The organism is Kluyvera huaxiensis, from assembly GCF_040149365.1.
Taxonomy (GTDB): Bacteria; Pseudomonadota; Gammaproteobacteria; order Enterobacterales; family Enterobacteriaceae; genus Kluyvera; species Kluyvera intermedia_A.
Genome location: NZ_JBEFLV010000003.1, coordinates 109,200 through 128,851, shown reverse-complemented (window position 1 = coordinate 128,851; position 19,652 = coordinate 109,200). Strand labels below are relative to the sequence as shown.

The following is a 19,652-nucleotide window of genomic DNA, read 5'->3' as shown; positions in this document are numbered from 1 at the left end:
CTTTTCAAAATGGTTTACAAGTCGATTATGACAATGGACGATCTCGCCTTCGATCAGCGCCACATCTGGCATCCCTATACCTCAATGACCGCGCCGTTGCCGGTTTACCCAATTGTCTCCGCCGAAGGTTGCGAGCTGCAGCTCGCCAGCGGCGAGCGTCTGGTTGACGGTATGTCATCCTGGTGGGCGACCATTCATGGCTACAATCACCCGCGTCTGAACGCGGCGATGAAGGCGCAGATTGACCAGATGTCGCACGTGATGTTTGGCGGGATAACCCATCCTCCTGCCGTTGCCCTGTGTCGCAAGCTGGTGGCAATGACGCCGGAACCACTGGAGTGCGTATTCCTTGCGGATTCAGGTTCGGTCGCGGTGGAAGTGGCGATGAAGATGGCCTTGCAGTACTGGCAGGCCAAAGGCGAGTCGCGCCAGCGTTTTCTCACCTTCCGTAATGGTTATCACGGCGATACCTTTGGTGCGATGTCGGTGTGCGATCCCGACAATTCGATGCACAGCCTGTGGAAAGGCTATCTGCCGGAAAACCTGTTTGCTCCGGCACCGCACAGCCGCTTTGACGGCGAGTTTGATGAGTACGATATGGTGGCGTTTGCGCGCCTGATGGCGGCGCATCGCACAGAGATTGCGGCGGTGATCCTCGAGCCTGTCGTGCAGGGCGCGGGCGGGATGCGGATGTATCATCCGGAGTGGCTCAAGCGGATCCGCAAGATGTGCGACCGGGAAGGCATTCTGCTGATTGCCGATGAGATTGCCACCGGTTTTGGCCGCACCGGCAAGCTGTTCGCCTGCGAACACGCGGACATCAGCGCCGATATTCTGTGTTTGGGGAAAGCCTTGACCGGCGGCACCATGACCCTATCGGCAGCCATCACCACGCGTGACGTTGCAGAGACCATCAGCAACGGAGAAGCCGGTTGCTTCATGCACGGCCCGACGTTTATGGGCAACCCGCTGGCCTGCGCCGTGGCGGCGGAAAGTCTGGCTATCCTTGAGAGCGGTGAATGGCAAACGCAGGTCGCCGCCATTGAGCAACAGCTCAAGTGTGAACTGGCTCCAGCAGGCGATTCGCCGCAGGTCGCCGACGTACGCGTGCTGGGCGCGATTGGCGTTATAGAAACACGCTATCCGGTAAACATGGCGCAGTTGCAGCGCTTCTTCGTCGAGCAAGGCGTGTGGATCCGCCCATTTGGCCGCCTGATTTACTTGATGCCGCCATATATCATCAGCCCGCAACAGCTCACACGCTTGACGCGCGCGGTCTGTTTGGCCGTCGAGCAGGAAACATTTTTTATCCAATAGCAGCAGCAACACCGCGTAATAAGCATTAAACTCCTTCGTTAATCAGCAGATTAACGAAGGAGTCAGTCAATGAAATTAGTCAGCCACGAACTACGCGACGGCGAAAAACTTCCCCAGCGCCAGGTTTTCAATGGGATGGGCTATGATGGCGAAAATATCTCCCCGCATCTGGCATGGGACGATGTACCGGTCGGTACCAAAAGCTTTGTCGTCACCTGCTATGACCCCGACGCACCAACCGGATCCGGCTGGTGGCATTGGATAGTAGCTAATATTCCCGCCGATACCCGTGAACTGCCCGCAGGTGCTGGCTCTGACTTAGTCGCCTTACCGGCGGGTGCCCTGCAAACCCGTACCGATTTCGGCAAAGCAGGTTACGGTGGCGCGGCACCGCCAAAAGGCGAAACCCACCGCTATATCTTTACCGTACACGCACTCGATGTGGACAAAATCGATGTCGATGAAGGTGCTAGCGGCGCTATGGTCGGGTTTAACGTCCACTTCCACAGTCTGGCGAGCGCCTCGCTGACCGCGCTTTTTAGCTAATACGCGCTCGACCTTCTCAGCCCTGCATGGCAAACCGTGCGGGGCTTTTTTATATCCGTGATCTGGGGTTTGTAATTTTATGACGTAAATTGACCGGCCGAAGCCGAAAAGCGGGAGAAGAGAGTGGTCATGAAAAACATCTTGTGAATGTTGTCACAATTTAAAAACAAAGACGCCAAAAACAAAGGTGATTAACATCACAAAAAATTGCCGATAAGGCCTCTATTTTTAACATTGTAGCGAAATTACAGAATTTAATGTGATGAACATCACTTAAAACGCAGGTGGATGGGGGTGTTGTTAGTGATTTAGATCACGAATCCCCCTCGAGTACGCGAGATGAATACGGCGTGATAGAGTCGGTTTTGCATACAGAACGACTGGATGGTTTTTGGCGAAACCACCACAACTATTACGACGCGTAACATCTTTACGCGCACCACGAGGGGTGTTTTATGTTATCACCAGATATCAAGGTCAAGGTACAGAATTTTGGCCGCTTTCTCAGCAATATGGTGATGCCCAATATTGGCGCATTCATTGCCTGGGGTTTGATTACCGCTTTATTTATTCCGACGGGCTGGCTGCCTAACGAAACGTTAGCCAAGCTGGTTGGCCCGATGATCACCTATCTGCTGCCGCTGCTCATCGGCTACACCGGTGGTCGCCTGATTGGCGGCGAGCGCGGTGGCGTAGTCGGCGCTATCACCACCATGGGCGTTATCGTCGGTGCCGATATGCCAATGTTTATGGGCGCCATGATTGCCGGCCCGCTCGGCGGCTGGGCAATTAAACGCTTTGACCGCTGGATTGACGGTAAAATCAAAAGCGGTTTTGAGATGCTGGTGAACAACTTCTCGGCCGGTATTATCGGCATGCTGCTGGCTATGCTCGCCTTTATGGCGATTGGCCCAATGGTTGAAGTGCTGTCGAAAGTGCTGGCATCGGGCGTGAACGTCATGGTGCAGAACAACCTGCTGCCGCTGACTTCCGTGTTCGTCGAGCCGGCAAAAATCCTGTTCCTCAATAACGCCATTAACCACGGCATCTTCTCGCCGCTGGGCATTCAGCAGGCGACTGAAACCGGCAAATCAATCTTCTTCCTGATTGAAGCTAACCCAGGCCCGGGCCTCGGTATCCTGTTAGCGTATATGTTTGTGGGTAAAGGTAGCGCGAAGCAGTCCGCTGGCGGCGCGGCAATTATTCACTTCTTCGGCGGCATCCACGAGATCTATTTCCCGTATGTGCTGATGAACCCACGCCTTATTCTGGCGGTAATTCTCGGCGGCATGACCGGCGTGTTTACGCTGACGTTGTTCAACGCGGGCCTGGTTTCTCCGGCCTCTCCAGGCTCTATCTTCGCGGTCCTGCTGATGACGCCGAAGGCATCTCTGATTGGCGTCGCACTGTCGATTATTGCCTCCACGCTGGTATCGTTCCTCACCGCGTCCATGCTGCTTAAGCGCGTTCGCGTTGGCGATGAAGAGAGCAACGGTTTGTCAGAAGCGACTCGCCGCATGCAGGCGTTGAAGCAGCAATCTAAATCCGGCGGCAAAACGTCCGGCGAGCAGCCACTTCCAGCTCCGGCTCTCGATTTGTCGAAAGACCTGCAGCACGTCCGCAAAATTATCGTGGCCTGCGATGCCGGTATGGGCTCAAGCGCTCTGGGTGCTGGCGTCCTGCGTAAGAAGGTCAAAGATGCCGGCCTGACCCACATTTCCGTCAGCAACTGCGCCATCAACAGCCTGCCCGATGACGTGGATCTGGTGATTACCCATCAGGATTTAACCGAGCGAGCCATGCGCCATGCGCCGCAGGCGATGCATATTTCGCTGAGCAACTTCCTCGATAGTGGGTTGTACACCGATCTCACGACCCGCCTGCTTGCTGCAAAAATGCCTCCAGCAGCCAACGATAACCGTCTGATTAACCAGACAATAATCGCTGCCAACGACGAAACATTCGCCGGTACTGAGCGTGATGAGAATCTGTTTAAGCTCAGCGCTGACAACATCTTCCTGAACCTCACCGCCGACAATAAAGCCCAAGCCATCCGCTTTGCCGGTGAAATGCTGGTCTCCGGCGGCTACGTAGAACCGGACTACATCGACGCCATGCTGGCGCGGGAAGCGTTAACCACCACCTATCTGGGAGAGTCCATCGCCGTTCCACACGGTACCGTAGAAGCCAAAGACCGCGTGCTGCGCACCGGGATCGTCATTTGCCAGTATCCACAGGGTGTTCAATTCGGCGATGAGCCGGACGACGTAGCCCGCCTGGTTATCGGTATTGCCGCCCGCAATAACGAACACGTGCAGGTTATCGCCCGCTTAGCCAACGCGCTGGATGATAAAGACGTTATCGAACGTCTGACGCAGACCAGCAGCGTACAGGAAATCTTGCAGATCCTGTCCGGCGAGCAAGCAGCGTAAGGTTTCGGGGGCCATTCGCCCCCTGATACGGATAGACTTTTTCGGAGTAACATTTATGAAAGCAATTCATTTTGGCGCAGGGAATATTGGCCGTGGCTTTATTGGCAAACTGCTGGCCGATGCGCAGGCAGAATTAACCTTTGCCGACGTCAACCAACCGTTAATCGATCAGTTGGCCCACCAGCAGCACTATCAGGTCAACGTCGTGGGTGAACAGGCGCGCGTGGAACAGGTCAGCCATATCCGCGCGATTAATAGCAACAGCCCGGATGCCATTCAACAGATTGCGCAAGCCGATATGATTACCACCGCCGTTGGCCCGCAGGTGCTCAGTAAAATCGCCAACACGCTGGCACAGGGGCTGATAGCCCGCCACGCCAGCGGCAACCAGCAGCCGATGAACATCATCGCCTGTGAAAACATGGTGCGCGGCACCAGTCAGCTCAAAAATCATGTGCTCAAGGCGCTTCCCGCCGAGATTCATGCATGGGTTGAAGAGCATGTCGGTTTTGTCGATTCCGCCGTGGACCGTATTGTCCCACCAAGCGCGGCGGCGAACGACGATCCGCTGGACGTGACGGTGGAAACCTTTAGCGAATGGATTGTCGATAGCACTCAGTTCAAAGGGCAATTGCCGAATATTGCTGGAATGGAACCAACCAGCAATTTGATGGCCTACATTGAGCGTAAACTGTTTACCCTTAACACCGGCCATGCCATCACCGCCTATCTCGGCCAGTTGGCAGGGCATCAGACTATCCGTGACGCTATTCTCGACCCGGCAATCCGTCAGGTGGTGAAAAGTGCTATGGCAGAAAGTGGTGACGTGCTGATTAAACGCTACGGCTTCGATCCGGCGCAACATGCGGCCTATATCGACAAGATTTTAGCCCGCTTTGAAAACCCTTATTTGCATGACGATGTTGAACGCGTAGGCCGCCAACCGTTGCGCAAATTGAGCGAGAACGATCGTCTCATCAAGCCGCTGCGAGGGACTTTGGAGTATGGTCTTCCCAACGAAAACCTGGTGATGGGCATTGCCGCTGCGCTGAGCTATCGCAGCCTTAATGACCCGCAGGCACAAGAAATGGCGACGTTATTACGCGAAAATGGCGTGGTTGACACCATTATTCAGCTTTGCGGTCTTAACGATCAGCCAAAACTTGTCGCCCAGATAGCGAATGTGTATAACGCCATGCAACGCAAGGCATGATGCCACCTTAGAGGTTGGCGCTGCCGTACACCGGCAGCGCCAGAATAAGAAGGATAAGATGAAACACAATCGCCTGCGCTTAGCTGCGCAACCCGAAGAAAACACACATCGTCCGGCGACACCGGCGCCAGAGAAGCCGCGCGCTACGGAATATGACACCACGATGATGACCACAATGGATGACTCCGATCTTTATAAAAATCAGGCGGTCGAAAACCGCGTTTTGGAACGGCTTAATGCACGCCAGACGCTCACCGGCTTTATTCAGACCGCCGTTGGACTATTGGCCGAAGCCGTAGACCTGCTGATTCTTCAGGCCTTTCGCAAAGATGACTACGCCGTCAAATACGCGGTGGAACCGTTGCTGGAAGGCAGCGGCCCGTTGGCAAACCTCTCGGTACGTCTCAAGCTCATCTACGCGATGGGCGTTATTAGCCGCGATGAATACGAAGACATCGAACTGCTGGTTGCGCTCAACAACGAATTGCTGACCGAGAATAAGATTTACGGCTTTACCGATGATGAAATCCTTGGGCCTATCAACATGCTGCACTGCATGACGGCGCTACCACCGCAGCCTACGTTGCATTTGCCAGAGGATGTGGTTGATGAATCACTGATTACCATGCAGGAACAACGCTATCAGCAAATGGTTCGCTCGACGCTAGTGCTCAGCATCACCGATTTAATTACCAGCCTGACGCATAAAAAAGCCTTTTAGGTGGCCATGAGAAAATGCAGGGCCACCTCGCTACGGCTTTATGAGGCCGTTGATTTACCGCTATTGTTTGCCCGAAATCTCCTCCTTTTCTTCTCCATACCTGAGTTGCCAAAAAAACAGGTGATTTTTTTGCCAGTTTATCTTCCCGTTTCGTTCAACTTAGTATAAAAAGTCTTTTTTTACAGGATTCACATTCACTTAACTAGCCTGGAGCAACATGAACACTTTATCGGTTTCTCGTCTGGCGCTGGCATTGGCTTTTGGCGTGACACTGACGGCTTGCAGCTCAACGCCTGCGGATCAGCGTCCGTCTGACCAGGCCGCACCTGGAACGTCTTCCCGTCCGGTATTGTCAGCAGATGAAGCGCAGAACTTTACCGCCGCGCATTATTTCTCATCGCTCGATCCTAAGGCCGCAGCCTGGACACCGTCATCTATCGCTATTCCGGCGAAAGCTGACTTCGTGGTTGGGCCTGCCGGTACTCAGGGCGTAACGCATACGACGGTTCAGGCCGCGGTTGATGCCGCCATTACCCGCCACAGCAGCGCACGTCAGTACATTGCGGTTATGCCGGGCGAGTATCAGGGCACCGTATATATTCCTGCGGCACCGGGTAGCGTAACGATTTACGGTACCGGCGATAAAGCAGTCGACGTGAAAATCGGTCTGGCAGTTGACTCCGAGATGAGCCCAGCAGACTGGCGTCGTCTGGTGAACCCAGGCGGTAAATACATGCCAGGCAAACCGGCGTGGTACATGTTTGATAACTGCCAGAGCAAGCGTAGCGCGACTATCGGCGTAATGTGTTCTGCAGTGGTGTGGTCACAAAATAGCGGTCTGCAATTGCAGAACCTGACCATCGAAAACAATCTGGGCGACAGCGTTGATGCTGGAACGCACCAGGCGGTAGCACTGCGTACCGATGGCGACAAAACCCAGCTGAATAACGTCAACATTCTGGGTCGTCAGAATACCTTCTTCGTTACCAACAGTGGCGTTGATAACCGTCTGCAAAACAATCGTCAGACCCGCACGCTGGTGAGCAACAGCTACCTCGAAGGCGATGTAGATATCGTCTCCGGTCGCGGCGCCGTGGTCTTTGACAACACCGACTTCCGCGTGGTGAACTCCCGCACCCAGCAGGAAGGCTACGTGTTTGCCCCGGCTACCCAGTCCAACATTTTCTACGGTTTCCTGGCGACCAACAGCCGCTTCACCGCAGCCGGTGAAGGCGTGGCGCAGCTCGGTCGTTCTCTGGACGTAGACAGCAATACCAACGGCCAGGTTGTTATCCGTGACAGCGTGATTAACGAAGGCTTTAACGTGGCGAAACCATGGGCTGATGCCGCGGTATCAAAACGTCCGTTCAGCGGCAATACCGGCGCGCAGGATGAGAAAGGCCAGCTGAAACGCGATCTGAATGACCGCAACTTCAACCGCATGTGGGAATACAACAACCGCGGTGTTGGCAGTCACATCGTGGCTGAACCGAAGAAGTAATCTCGCTGTAAAGCTAAAAGGCCCATGAAATCATGGGCCTTTTTTATTAGCACTGTGCAAAACGGGGAAAGCCAATAGGCTTTGTCAACTCCGTATCAATCGGCAAATCAATGCGCGTTAACCACCACCCACATTGGCCCCTGTCCTACCGCATAACGCCCTTTCTCCTGCAGCAGCCCCTGCTCACCGGCAATTTCATACACCGCGATATGGTGAGATTTCTGACCGGAGGCCACCAGATATTTACCGCTGTGATCGATGTTAAAGCCACGCGGCTGGGTTTCGGTCGGCTGGAAGCCCTCCAGCGACAGAACGCTGCCGTCTTCCGAAACGCTGAATACCGTGATCAGGCTGGAAGTTCGGTCGCAGGCATACAGATGACGGCCATCCGGCGTAATGTGAATATCTGCCGCCCAGCGGGTGTCGGAGAAATCGGCCGGCATCATATCCAGCGTCTGTACGCACTCAATTTCACCGTGTGGATTTTTAAGCTCCCAGACGTTTACGGTGCCGTTGAGCTCATTGACGCAGTAGGCGTACTGTTCGTTCGGATGGAACACCAGATGGCGCGGGCCAGCCCCTTCTACGGTGGTAACTTCCGCCGGGCACTGCTCGGCCAGGAATCCATCGTCGCTCAGGGTGAATAAACAAATACGGTCCTGCTTCAGCGCCGGAACCCACAGAGTGCGGTTATCCGGAGAAATGTTGGCCGAGTGGCAACCATCCAGACCTTCCACCACGGTGACGGTATCGCGCGGTAAACCATCTTCCAGACGGATAACGCTCACGTTCGCTTGGTTATAAGAGGCGCTGAATACGAAGTTGCCTTTACGGTCGGTAGAGATATGGGTTGGGCTGCCCGGCAGCGGCGCTTCGGCGGCAAAGGTCAGCGCACCGTCATCCGGAGCGATACGGTAGGCCAGCACGCGGAATTCCGGGCGCACGCCTACATACAGAAAGCGTTTATCGGGGCTGACAACCATTGGCTGTACCTGGCCGGGAACATCCACCACCTGCACCAGCGTCAGGCTGCCGTCGTGGTTCAGCGTCCAGACGTGGATCTGCTGGCTTTCCGGGCTGGCGGTATAAACGGTCTGTTTCATGAATACTCCTTTTACGAAAACGTAGAATTTGCGGCGGCTTTTCGTCGCCGGCTTCACACCATTTTGCCGCACAGGTATCTGGGTGTACCATCCTGCACAGCGAATTTTCTCTTAAACTCGAGACCTGACTATGACTGCACGTGTAATTGCCCTGGATCTGGACGGAACGCTCCTGACGCCAAAGAAAACTCTGCTCCCCTCTTCTCTGGAAGCGCTGAATCGAGCCCGGGCCGCGGGGTACCAATTAATGATTGTGACCGGTCGTCACCACGTTGCCATTCATCCTTTTTATCAGGCACTGGCGTTAGATACACCTGCAATTTGTTGTAATGGCACCTATTTGTATGATTATCAAGCAAAAAAAATACTGAACGCCGATCCAATGCCGGTAGAAAAAGCCCAGCAGTTAATCAGTTTGCTTGATGAGCATCAGATTCACGGACTGATGTACGTCGACGATACCATGATGTACCAGCATCCCACCGGGCACGTCACCCGTACCAGCAACTGGGCGCTGACTCTGCCGGAAGACCAACGCCCATCCTTTACCCAGGTCGATTCCCTGGCTCAGGCCGCGCGTGACGTCAAAAACGTGTGGAAATTCGCCCTCACCGATGAAGATGGCCAGAGACTGCAGGATTTCGCCAAACACGTTGAGCAGACGCTGCAGCTGGAGTGCGAATGGTCCTGGCACGATCAGGTAGATATCGCCCGTCAGGGTAACAGCAAGGGTAAGCGTCTGACGCAGTTTGTCACCGCCCAGGGCTGGTCGATGCAGGATGTGATTGCCTTCGGCGACAACTTTAACGATATCAGTATGCTGGAAGCTGCCGGAACCGGCGTGGCGATGGGCAATGCCGATGACGCAGTAAAAGCCCGCGCTAATGTCGTCATCGGCGATAACACCACCGATGCCATCGCCGACTATATCAACCAGCACCTGCTGTAATCAGGCGGTTATCGAGACGCTCTTTATCTGCGCATAGAGCCATTGACCTGGTTTCACCGCCAGGTCATCTCTTGCCCATGGGCTGATTCGCGCCCACAGCGTACGTCCGCTGACGTCTAGCTGCACTTCAACCTGGCCGTTATCGTCATAACACTGCAGGACTTTGGCGTGCAGGACGTTACGGATACTGGTGTGCTGCGAGGGCTGGAGCACCAGCGACACGTCGGTTGCCTGAATACGCACCCGCACCGCGCTTTGCAGCGGTTTATCGAGTTTATTCACCCAGATATGCTGATCACCTAGAGCCAGCGCGGTCATCGCATAGTGCGGGTGATGTTCCAGCACCGTCACGCGCAGAATGCTGCTTTGCTGATCCTGTGGCAGCCACGGATGCATCACGCTGCTGCCCCACACTTCTTCCAGATTACCAAAGGCTTTGACCTGTCCGCCTTCCAGCACCAGTACTTTGTCCGCCAGATGCAGGATCTCATCCAACGAGTGGCTGACGTAAAGCATTGGAATGTTTATTTCGCGCGCCAGCCGTTGCAGGTATGGCAGCAGCTCACGTTTACGCGGAATATCAAGTGACGCCAGCGGCTCGTCTAATAACAACAGTTCCGGGGCAGTAAGCAGCGCCCGGCCAATGGCAACGCGCTGTTTTTCGCCGCCGGAAAGACTGCCGGGTAGACGATCGAGCAGCGCTTCAATACCGAGCAGCGACACTAGCTTATCAAACTGATCGGCCATGCTTTTCGCCATACCGTAGCGCAGATTCCCGCGTACTTTATAGTGCGGAAAGAGTCGAGCATCCTGGAAAACATAGCCAATACGCCGCTTCTCCGGCGCCAGACTCACGCCCTGCTCCGTATCGTTCAGCACCCGACCATTGAGGACAATACGCCCATGCTGCGGTTGCGTCAGGCCGCTAATCGCGTTGATGAGCGAGGTTTTACCCGCACCCGAGACGCCAAACACGGCGGTGATCCCGGAGGCTGGCAGGGATTCATTAATTTGCAGACAGTGTGCGCCCAGCGTCTGGCTAAAGTTCAGCTCCAGCATCGGTTACGCTCCTATCCGCTGGCGGCTAATGCGGGCCAGCCATTCAGAAATCATCAAGGAAATCAGCGCAAGGACGATAGAAATCAGGCACAGACGCGCCGCTGCGCTTTCACCGCCAGGAGTCTGAATCAAGGTGTACATGGCAGATGGGATCGTGCGGGTCTCGCCGGGAATATTAGAGACAAACGTAATGGTCGCGCCGAATTCGCCTAGTGAACGGGCAAAAGCCAGCACCGTTCCGACGATAATACCGGGCAGCATCAGCGGGAGCGTAATGGTGCAAAACACCCGCCAGCGCCCCGCGCCGAGCGTACGAGCGGCCTGCTCGAGCTTAACGTCAACGCCTTCCAGCGCCAGGCGAATGGCCCTGACCATCAACGGGAAAGACATCACCGCCGCAGCCATCACCGCACCGCGCCAGCTAAAGGCAAAGGTCAGGCCAAACCAGTCATACAGCCAGCTGCCAATAAAACCACGACGCCCCATTGCGACCAGCAACAAATAACCGACCACCACCGGCGGTAACACCAGCGGCAGATGGATAAGGCCGTCGAGCAGCGCCTTACCGGGGAAGTTGCGGCGTACCAGCAACCAGGCAAAGAAGATCCCAAACGGCAGGCTGAACACCACGGCCAGGGATGACACTTTAAGGCTCAGCAGAACCGCTTGCCATTCGGGATCGGACAATATCATTAGCGAGTCGTGAATCCGTAACGTTTAAAGATTTCAGACGCCTGCGGCCCTTTCAGGTAGTCATAAAACGCCGAGACGGTTGCATTTTTATGGCCATCGGTGATGGCTATCGGGTATTCCACTTTCTTGTGCGAGTCTTCCGGGAAAGTCCCGACAACTTTAACACCTTTGCTGGCGACGGCGTCAGAGCCGTAAACAATGCCCAGCGGCGCTTCATTACGTTCGACCAGCGCCAGTGCGCCGCGAACATCTTCCGCCGGTGCCAGTTTTGGTGACAGCGTTTCCCAGGCACCGAGTTTCTGCAGCGCTTCTTTGGCGTAAATACCCGCAGGAACGTGTTCCGGGTCGCCAACGGCCAAACGGCCGCCTTTCAGCAGGCTGGTCCAGTTGGTTTTCGCATCAATGGTGATATCACCCTGTGCGCTGGCTTTTGGTGCTACGACGACCAGACTGTTGCCCAGCAGCGTTTCGCGGGTTGCGGTATCGATAGCTTTTTTATCAACCGCGTAGTCCATCCATTTTTGATCCGCGGAGATAAACAGATCGGCTGGTGCACCCGCTTCAATCTGGCGAGCCAGCGTAGAAGAAGAAGCAAAAGAGGAGACAACCTCAACGTTCTTCTCTTTTTTGTACTCTTTGGCAATATCCTGCATCGCGTTGGTCAGCGACGCGGCGGCAAATACGGTAATTTTGGCTTCATCCGCCAGCGCGTGACCTGCGACGGAAAGCGTTAATGTCGCCCCTGCAAATAAACGTAACCATGAACCTGTCATTTAAAACTCCTGTGAGTGCCGTTGTATACTGAAAAATACAGCGCTGAGTATAGGGGTTTTCTGGCATTAATGCATTACAGATACATGAATGATTGTGGGTATTACAGGGAGTTATCGGCAGAAGTGTGAAATGCTTAATAGCAAAACGCCCGACAGAAGCGGGCGTTTTGGGGAAATCAGTGGTTTTGCTGGCCGCGATCTTTGTGACCGACGCCGGAGAAGATGTTAAACACTTCACCCAGACCGTAAATCAACCCCAGGATGATAGCCATCACTACGGGTACCATGATTACGGCAAATACCAGACTTTTCAACAGCTCTAACATGGTTTACTCCAGACATTGTGATGCGGCTATTGTAACCGGATAGCGCAGAAATACACTCCCTTTTGTGCTGTGCGCTTTGCGGAATCCGCCATTTGGGTCAAAATACCCTTTTTCTTGCCAGGATACTCTTATGCAGGCCGAAATCCTTCTTACCCTCAAGCTTCAGCAGCGCCTGTTTGCCGATCCGCGCCGCATTTCACTCCTCAAACAAATAGCACAGACTGGCTCTATCAGCCAGGGAGCGAAAAATGCGGGCATCAGCTATAAGAGCGCCTGGGACGCCATTAATGAAATGAATCAGCTCAGCGAGCAGTCGCTGGTTGACCGCGCTACCGGCGGTAAAGGCGGCGGCGGCGCGGTGTTGACCCGCTACGGCCAGCGCCTGATTCAGCTCTACGATCTGCTGGCACAAATCCAGCAAAAAGCCTTTGACGTGCTGAGCGATGACGATGCGCTGCCGCTGGATAGCCTGCTGGCCGCTATCTCACGCTTCTCGCTGCAAACCAGCGCCCGTAACCAGTGGTTTGGTACAGTCACCCAGCGCGACCACCAGCAGGTACAGCAGCACGTCGATATTCTACTGGCCGACGGTACCACGCGTCTGAAAGTGGCGATTACCGCCCAGAGCGGCGAGCGCCTTGCTCTGGATGAAGGCAAAGAAGTGCTGGTGCTGTTAAAAGCGCCGTGGGTTAACGTCACGTGCGACCCATCCGTCGCTGCCGAAGCCGACAACCAGCTCGCCTGTCGCATCAGCCATATCCAGCGCGGCGATGAGCAGTGTGAAGTGCTGATGGCGCTGCCGGACGGGCAAACCCTATGCGCCACCCTGCCGCTCACCGATGCCGAAACGCTAGAGGAAGGTGCTGACGTCATAGCATTCTTTAATGCCGACAGAATCATTGTCGCCACGTTGTGCTGATGGCATTGACATTACGCGCCTGAAGACGTATCCCTGATGCATATCGCTGCAAAAAATGGGATACATCATGTCATCATTGCAAATATCGCAAGGCACGTTTCGTCTTAGCGACACAAAAACGTTAAAAATTGAGCAATTGACCCTCCGCGCCGGGGAGAGCTGGGCATTTGTCGGCAGCAACGGCAGCGGTAAATCTGCACTCGCACGCGCGCTTTCGGGCGAACTGACGCTACTTTCCGGCAACCGCAAAGGCGATTTCACGCGCGTCACTCGCCTCTCCTTCGAACAGCTACAAAAGCTGGTTAGCGATGAGTGGCAGCGCAACAATACGGATATGTTAAGCCCTGGCGAGGAAGATACCGGCCGTACCGCCGCGCAAATTATCCAGGATGAAGTCAAAGATCCGGCGCTGTGCGCGACGCTTGCTGAGCAGTTTGGCATCGGTCATCTGCTCGAACGCCGATTCAAATACCTTTCCACCGGCGAAACCCGCAAAACCTTACTCTGTCAGGCGCTGATGGCGCAGCCCGACCTGTTGATTCTCGATGAGCCTTTTGATGGCCTCGATATCGCCTCGCGCCGCCAGTTGGCGGATCATCTGGCGACCCTCCATGAAGCGGGCTATACCCTGGTTTTGGTGCTCAACCGCTTTGACGACATTCCTGACTTTGTGCCTTTTGCCGGCGTGCTGGCGGACTGTACGTTAGCAGAAATCGGCGAAACCCAAGCGCTGCTGGCGCAAACGCTGATAGCGCAGCTGGCACACAGCGAAAAGCTCGACCACATGACGCTACCCGATCCGGATGCGCCGTCGGCACGCCTCTCTCTGCCCGACGACCAACCGCGTATTGTGCTCAACGATGGCGTGGTGTCCTATAACGATCGTCCGATAATCAATCACCTTAGCTGGACGGTCGCGCCCGATGAACACTGGCAGATTGTCGGCCCGAACGGTGCGGGGAAATCGACGCTGTTAAGCCTCGTCACCGGCGATCATCCGCAGGGATATAGCAACGATCTGACCCTGTTTGGCCGCCGTCGCGGCAGCGGGGAAACCATCTGGGATATCAAAAAACACATTGGCTACGTCAGCAGCAGCCTGCATTTGGATTACCGGGTGAGCACCAATGTGCGCAACGTTATCCTCTCAGGCTACTTCGACTCCATCGGGATTTATCAGGCGGTTTCTGATAAACAGCGCAAATTGGTCGATGAGTGGCTGCACATTCTCGGCATGGATGCGCGCACTGCCGATGCTCCGTTCCACGGTCTGTCGTGGGGGCAGCAGCGTTTGGCGCTGATTGTTCGTGCGCTGGTGAAACACCCGACGCTGCTGATTCTTGACGAGCCGTTACAGGGGCTGGACCCGCTGAATCGTCAGGTAGTACGCCGTTTCATTGATGTGCTGATTAGCGAAGGCAAGACACAGCTGCTGTTTGTTTCCCATCATGCCGAAGATGCGCCGGAGTGCATTACCCACCGGCTGGAGTTTGTGGCAGAGGGCGAGGGATATCGCTACGAGATTGGTCCGAGATAACCGGTTTTCTCCGGGGCGTACTATGCGCCCCGGTTCTTGATAATGCGCATCAATGTAACCCAGCAAACATAACGCTTTTGGCAATCCCCTCGTCCCTACCGATTTTCGGATTATGTACACAATACAGCGATAGCGCCTTTGATTTACAATGCAAATTCTGCGGCAGGTTACACTTATATTGCCAGTGTAAACGATTCCACTAATATAGCCCATGTCACACTTTTGGCTTCTCTGTTATGCTAAGGTTATTCCATACCATAAGCTGAACGGAGCTAAAAATGAAAGTATTGGTTACAGGTGGTAGCGGTTACATTGGAAGTCACACATGTGTACAACTGCTGCAACAAGGTCATGACGTCTTCATCCTCGACAACCTGTGCAACAGTAAACGCAGCGTCCTGCCGGTTATTGCGCGTTTAAGCGGTAAGCAGGCGACCTTCGTCGAAGGCGATATCCGTAACGAAGCGCTACTCACCGAGATCCTGCGTGAAAATGCCATTGAAGCGGTGATCCACTTTGCTGGCCTAAAAGCCGTTGGCGAGTCGGTACAAAAACCGCTGGAGTACTATGACAACAACGTCAACGGTACCCTGCGTCTGATTGCCGCCATGCGCGCAGCCAACGTCAAAAACTTCATTTTCAGCTCTTCTGCAACGGTCTATGGCGACCAGCCGAAAATCCCTTACGTCGAAAGCTTCCCTACCGGTACACCGCAAAGCCCATACGGCAAAAGCAAACTGATGGTGGAGCAAATCCTGACTGACCTGCAAAAAGCACAGCCAGACTGGAGCATCGCGCTGCTGCGCTACTTCAACCCGGTTGGCGCACATCAGTCCGGCGATATGGGCGAAGATCCACAGGGCATCCCGAATAACCTAATGCCTTATATCGCACAGGTGGCGGTGGGCCGTCGTGAATCGCTGGCAATTTTTGGTAACGACTACCCAACTCCAGATGGCACCGGCGTGCGCGACTATATCCACGTGATGGATTTGGCCGATGGCCACGTTGCGGCGATGGAGAAACTGGCGAATAAAGCGGGTGTCCACATTTACAACCTCGGCGCAGGCGTCGGCAGCAGCGTGCTTGATGTGGTCAATGCGTTCAGCAAAGCCTGTGGCAAACCGGTTAACTACCACTTCGCACCGCGTCGCGATGGCGATCTCCCGGCCTACTGGGCCGATGCCAGCAAAGCCGATAAAGAGCTCAACTGGCACGTAACCCGTAATCTTGATGAGATGGCGCAGGACACCTGGAACTGGCAGTCCCGTCACCCTCAGGGCTATCCAGACTAAGGATTTTGTGATGACACAATTTAACCCCGTCGACCATCCACATCGCCGTTTTAATCCATTAACCGGCCAGTGGATCCTCGTTTCACCGCATCGTGCAAAGCGCCCATGGCAAGGGGCGCAAGAGACACCAGCAAAACAAACGCTGCCCAAGCACGATCCGGATTGCTTTTTATGCCCGGGTAATACTCGGGTGACGGGCGATAAAAATCCCGACTACACCAGCACTTACGTCTTTACCAACGATTTTGCCGCACTGATGACCGACACGCCGGATGCACCGGAAAGCGACGATCCGCTGATGCGCTGCCAGAGCGCACGCGGCACCAGTCGGGTTATCTGCTTCTCGCCGGATCACAGCAAAACGCTGCCGGAGTTGAGCCTTAGCGCATTGCAATCGGTGGTTCAAACCTGGCAACAGCAGACCGCTGAACTGGGCCAAAAATACCCATGGGTACAGGTCTTTGAAAACAAGGGCGCGGCGATGGGTTGCTCTAACCCGCATCCGCACGGCCAGGTTTGGGCCAACAGCTTCCTGCCCAATGAAATTGAGCGTGAAGACCGCCTGATGCGCGAGTACTACGTCGAACACCGTACACCAATGCTGATGGACTACGTCAACCGCGAGCTTGCCGATGGCAGCCGTACCGTGGTGGAAACCGAGCATTGGTTAGCCGTGGTGCCTTACTGGGCGGCCTGGCCGTTTGAAACTCTGCTGCTGCCGAAGACTCACGTGCTGCGCATCACCGACTTAACCGATGCTCAGCGCGACGATTTGGCGCTGGCATTGAAGAAATTAACCAGCCGTTACGACAACCTGTTCCAGTGCTCATTCCCTTATTCCATGGGCTGGCACGGCGCACCGTTCAACGGCGAAGAGAACGCACATTGGCAGTTGCATGCGCACTTCTATCCGCCGCTGCTGCGATCCGCTACCGTGCGTAAATTTATGGTTGGGTACGAAATGCTGGCAGAGACCCAGCGTGACCTGACGGCAGAACAAGCGGCTGAGCGCCTGCGCGCGGTCAGCGACGTCCATTTTCGCGAATCCGGAGAATAACAATGAGTCTGAAAGATAAAACACAAACCCTGTTTGCTGAAAAATTTGGCTACCCTGCCACCCACGTGATTCAGGCTCCGGGCCGCGTCAACCTGATCGGCGAGCACACCGACTACAACGATGGCTTTGTACTGCCGTGCGCTATCGATTACCAGACCGTAATCAGCTGTTCTCCGCGCAGTGACCGCCAGGTTCGCGTCATCGCCGCTGATTACGACAACCAGATTGACGAATTTTCGCTCGATGCCCCTATCGTCGCTCATGACACCCAGCAGTGGTCCAATTACGTGCGCGGTGTGGTGAAACATCTGCAAAAACGCAATAGCGCGTTTGGCGGTGCAGACCTGGTTATCAGCGGTAACGTACCGCAGGGCGCGGGATTAAGTTCCTCGGCGTCGCTGGAAGTGGCTGTCGGTACCGTCTTCCAGCAGCTGTATCAGCTGCCACTTGACGGTGCGCAGATTGCCCTGAACGGCCAGGAAGCGGAAAACCAGTTTGTCGGCTGTAACTGCGGCATCATGGATCAGCTGATTTCAGCATTGGGTAAAAAAGACCATGCGCTGCTGATCGACTGCCGTTCTTTAGATACCAAAGCCGTTTCCATGCCGGAAGGCGTGGCGGTGGTGATTATCAACAGTAACTTTAAACGTACCCTGGTCGGCAGCGAGTACAACACCCGCCGCGAACAGTGTGAAACCGGTGCGCGTTTCTTCCAGCAACCTGCGCTGCGCGACGTCACTATTGAGCAGTTTAACGCCGTCGCCCATCAGTTGGATCCTATCGTCGCCAAACGCGTCCGCCACGTGCTGACTGAAAACACCCGTACCGTCGAAGCAGCGTCAGCACTGGAGAAAGGCGATTTACTGCGTATGGGCCAACTGATGGCGGAATCACACGCTTCTATGCGTGATGACTTCGAAATTACCGTCCCGCAAATTGACACCCTGGTGGAGATTGTGAAAGCGACCATTGGCGATAAAGGCGGCGTGCGTATGACCGGCGGCGGTTTCGGTGGTTGTATTGTCGCGCTGATCCCTGAAGCGCTGGTTCCAGCGGTGCAGCAAGCGGTGGCCGAGCAGTACGAAGCGAAAACAGGTATTAAAGAGACGTTCTACGTGTGCAAAGCATCACAAGGAGCCGGCCAGTGCTAACTCAATCCTCTGCGCTGGCTTCAGATGGCCAGCCATATCAACTGATTACGTTACGCAACGCCCATAACGTGGTCGTCACCTTAATGGACTGGGGTGCCACGCTGCTGTCGACACGTATCCCGCTGCCAGATGGTAGCGTTCGTGAGGCATTACTGGGCTGCGCATCGCCTGAGCAATACACCGAGCAAGCCGCATTCCTTGGCGCATCGATTGGTCGTTATGCTAACCGTATCGCCAACAGCCGTTTTACGCTGGACGGTAAAACGGTCAACGTAGCGCCAAGCCAGGGTGAGCACCAACTGCACGGCGGCCCGAATGGGTTTGATAAACGCCGCTGGGCGATTGCCTCGCAGAATCCGACCGAGGTCGTGTTTACCCTTACCTCAGAAGATGGCGATCAGGGCTTCCCTGGCACGTTGCAGGCCACGGCAACCTATCGTTTGACCGACGATAACCGTATTTCAATTGAGTACCGTGCGACAGTTGATAAAGCGTGCCCGGTGAACCTGACCAACCACGTCTACTTCAACCTCGACGGGGCGCAGACCGACGTGCGTCACCATACGTTGCAGTTGCTGGCAGATGCTTACTTGCCGGTTGACTCCAGCGGCATTCCGCATGAAGGCTTGAAAGACGTAGCCAACACCAGCTTCGATTTCCGTGAACCTAAAACCGTGGCCCAGGATTTCTTAAGCGACGCCGATCAGCAGAAGGTGAAAGGTTACGATCATGCATTTCTGCTCCAGGCCCAGGGCGATGCAACCCAGGTGGTTGCCAACGTCTGGTCGCAGGATAAGAAACTGCAGATGGCGGTTTATACTTCGGCCCCGGCTATCCAGTTCTATTCAGGCAACTATCTCGACGGTACCTTATCCAGGACAAACCAGCCGTATGCGGCCTGGCAGGGCCTGGCGCTGGAGAGTGAGTTCCTGCCGGATAGCCCTAATCATCCGGAATGGCCGCAGCCTGACTGCGTGCTGCGCCCGGGTGAAGAGTACGTGAGCCTGACTGAATATCAGTTTATCGCGCGGTAAAATACAAAATCTCCCGGCTGAGCAAC

18 protein-coding genes are annotated in these 19,652 nt (G+C 54.9%); 13 read left to right on the top strand and 5 right to left on the bottom strand.

What is annotated here, in order from left to right:
* Positions 1-27: 27 nt before the first annotated feature.
* The 6 genes from bioA (at position 28) to ABOC97_RS04565 (ending at position 7,730) form a co-directional block, all read left to right on the top strand.
* Positions 28-1,317, top strand: a complete 1,290-nt coding sequence (gene bioA, locus ABOC97_RS04590) for an adenosylmethionine--8-amino-7-oxononanoate transaminase (protein ID WP_349594567.1) — start codon at positions 28-30, stop codon at positions 1,315-1,317.
* A gap of 69 nt (positions 1,318-1,386) precedes the next feature.
* Positions 1,387-1,863 (top strand): kinase inhibitor, encoded by a 477-nt coding sequence (locus tag ABOC97_RS04585; protein ID WP_349594566.1) that lies wholly within the window; start codon positions 1,387-1,389, stop codon positions 1,861-1,863.
* A gap of 455 nt (positions 1,864-2,318) precedes the next feature.
* Positions 2,319-4,295, top strand: a complete 1,977-nt coding sequence (locus ABOC97_RS04580; RefSeq protein WP_349594564.1) for a PTS mannitol transporter subunit IICBA — start codon at positions 2,319-2,321, stop codon at positions 4,293-4,295.
* Positions 4,296-4,350: 55 nt separating this feature from the next.
* Positions 4,351-5,508 (top strand): mannitol-1-phosphate 5-dehydrogenase, encoded by a 1,158-nt coding sequence (locus tag ABOC97_RS04575; protein ID WP_349594561.1) that lies wholly within the window; start codon positions 4,351-4,353, stop codon positions 5,506-5,508.
* A gap of 163 nt (positions 5,509-5,671) precedes the next feature.
* On the top strand, positions 5,672-6,229 hold the full coding sequence (locus ABOC97_RS04570) for an MltR family transcriptional regulator (RefSeq protein WP_349594949.1): 558 nt from the start codon (positions 5,672-5,674) through the stop codon (positions 6,227-6,229).
* Between the two features lie 217 nt (positions 6,230-6,446).
* Positions 6,447-7,730, top strand: coding sequence for a putative acyl-CoA thioester hydrolase (locus tag ABOC97_RS04565; RefSeq protein ID WP_349594558.1), 1,284 nt, complete (start codon positions 6,447-6,449; stop codon positions 7,728-7,730).
* Positions 7,731-7,837: 107 nt separating this feature from the next.
* Here ABOC97_RS04565 and pgl read toward each other — a convergent pair whose 3' ends face one another.
* Positions 7,838-8,833: a 6-phosphogluconolactonase gene (gene pgl / locus ABOC97_RS04560; RefSeq protein ID WP_349594555.1), complete on the bottom strand. Its 996-nt coding sequence runs from the start codon at positions 8,831-8,833 to the stop codon at positions 7,838-7,840.
* 130 nt (positions 8,834-8,963) lie between these two features.
* On the opposite strand from pgl, the gene ABOC97_RS04555 reads away from it, so the two are divergent.
* On the top strand, positions 8,964-9,782 hold the full coding sequence (locus tag ABOC97_RS04555) for a pyridoxal phosphatase (RefSeq protein WP_349594552.1): 819 nt from the start codon (positions 8,964-8,966) through the stop codon (positions 9,780-9,782).
* On the opposite strand, the gene modC is transcribed toward ABOC97_RS04555, so the two are convergent.
* The 4 genes from modC to ABOC97_RS04535 all read right to left on the bottom strand — a co-directional run bounded on the left by modC (position 9,783) and on the right by ABOC97_RS04535 (position 12,633).
* Complete coding sequence (modC, locus tag ABOC97_RS04550; protein WP_349594549.1) at positions 9,783-10,841, bottom strand: molybdenum ABC transporter ATP-binding protein ModC; 1,059 nt, start codon at positions 10,839-10,841, stop codon at positions 9,783-9,785.
* 3 nt (positions 10,842-10,844) lie between these two features.
* Entirely contained in the window at positions 10,845-11,534 is a 690-nt protein-coding gene (gene modB / locus ABOC97_RS04545) for a molybdate ABC transporter permease subunit (protein WP_349594546.1), read from the bottom strand.
* Positions 11,534-12,307, bottom strand: coding sequence for a molybdate ABC transporter substrate-binding protein (gene modA, locus ABOC97_RS04540; protein WP_234503504.1), 774 nt, complete (start codon positions 12,305-12,307; stop codon positions 11,534-11,536). Before modA ends, modB begins: the two co-directional genes overlap by 1 nt.
* 176 nt (positions 12,308-12,483) lie before the next feature.
* Positions 12,484-12,633: an AcrZ family multidrug efflux pump-associated protein gene (locus tag ABOC97_RS04535; protein ID WP_234503506.1), complete on the bottom strand. Its 150-nt coding sequence runs from the start codon at positions 12,631-12,633 to the stop codon at positions 12,484-12,486.
* Between the two features lie 130 nt (positions 12,634-12,763).
* Here ABOC97_RS04535 and modE point away from each other — a divergent pair, with 130 nt between their 5' ends.
* The 6 genes from modE (at position 12,764) to galM (ending at position 19,626) form a co-directional block, all read left to right on the top strand.
* The gene (gene modE, locus ABOC97_RS04530) at positions 12,764-13,552 is read left to right on the top strand and encodes a molybdenum-dependent transcriptional regulator (protein ID WP_349594542.1); all 789 of its coding nucleotides are present in this window, start codon (positions 12,764-12,766) and stop codon (positions 13,550-13,552) included.
* 67 nt (positions 13,553-13,619) lie between these two features.
* Complete coding sequence (gene modF, locus ABOC97_RS04525; protein WP_349594539.1) at positions 13,620-15,089, top strand: molybdate ABC transporter ATP-binding protein ModF; 1,470 nt, start codon at positions 13,620-13,622, stop codon at positions 15,087-15,089.
* Positions 15,090-15,367: 278 nt separating this feature from the next.
* The gene (gene galE, locus ABOC97_RS04520; RefSeq protein WP_349594536.1) at positions 15,368-16,384 is read left to right on the top strand and encodes a UDP-glucose 4-epimerase GalE; all 1,017 of its coding nucleotides are present in this window, start codon (positions 15,368-15,370) and stop codon (positions 16,382-16,384) included.
* A 10-nt stretch (positions 16,385-16,394) separates the two neighbouring features.
* A complete protein-coding gene (galT, locus tag ABOC97_RS04515; protein WP_349594533.1) occupies positions 16,395-17,441 on the top strand; it encodes a galactose-1-phosphate uridylyltransferase in 1,047 nt (348 codons plus the stop codon).
* A gap of 2 nt (positions 17,442-17,443) precedes the next feature.
* On the top strand, positions 17,444-18,592 hold the full coding sequence (galK, locus tag ABOC97_RS04510; RefSeq protein ID WP_349594532.1) for a galactokinase: 1,149 nt from the start codon (positions 17,444-17,446) through the stop codon (positions 18,590-18,592).
* Positions 18,586-19,626: a galactose-1-epimerase gene (gene galM / locus ABOC97_RS04505; protein ID WP_349594529.1), complete on the top strand. Its 1,041-nt coding sequence runs from the start codon at positions 18,586-18,588 to the stop codon at positions 19,624-19,626. Before galK ends, galM begins: the two co-directional genes overlap by 7 nt.
* Positions 19,627-19,652 lie beyond the last annotated feature (26 nt).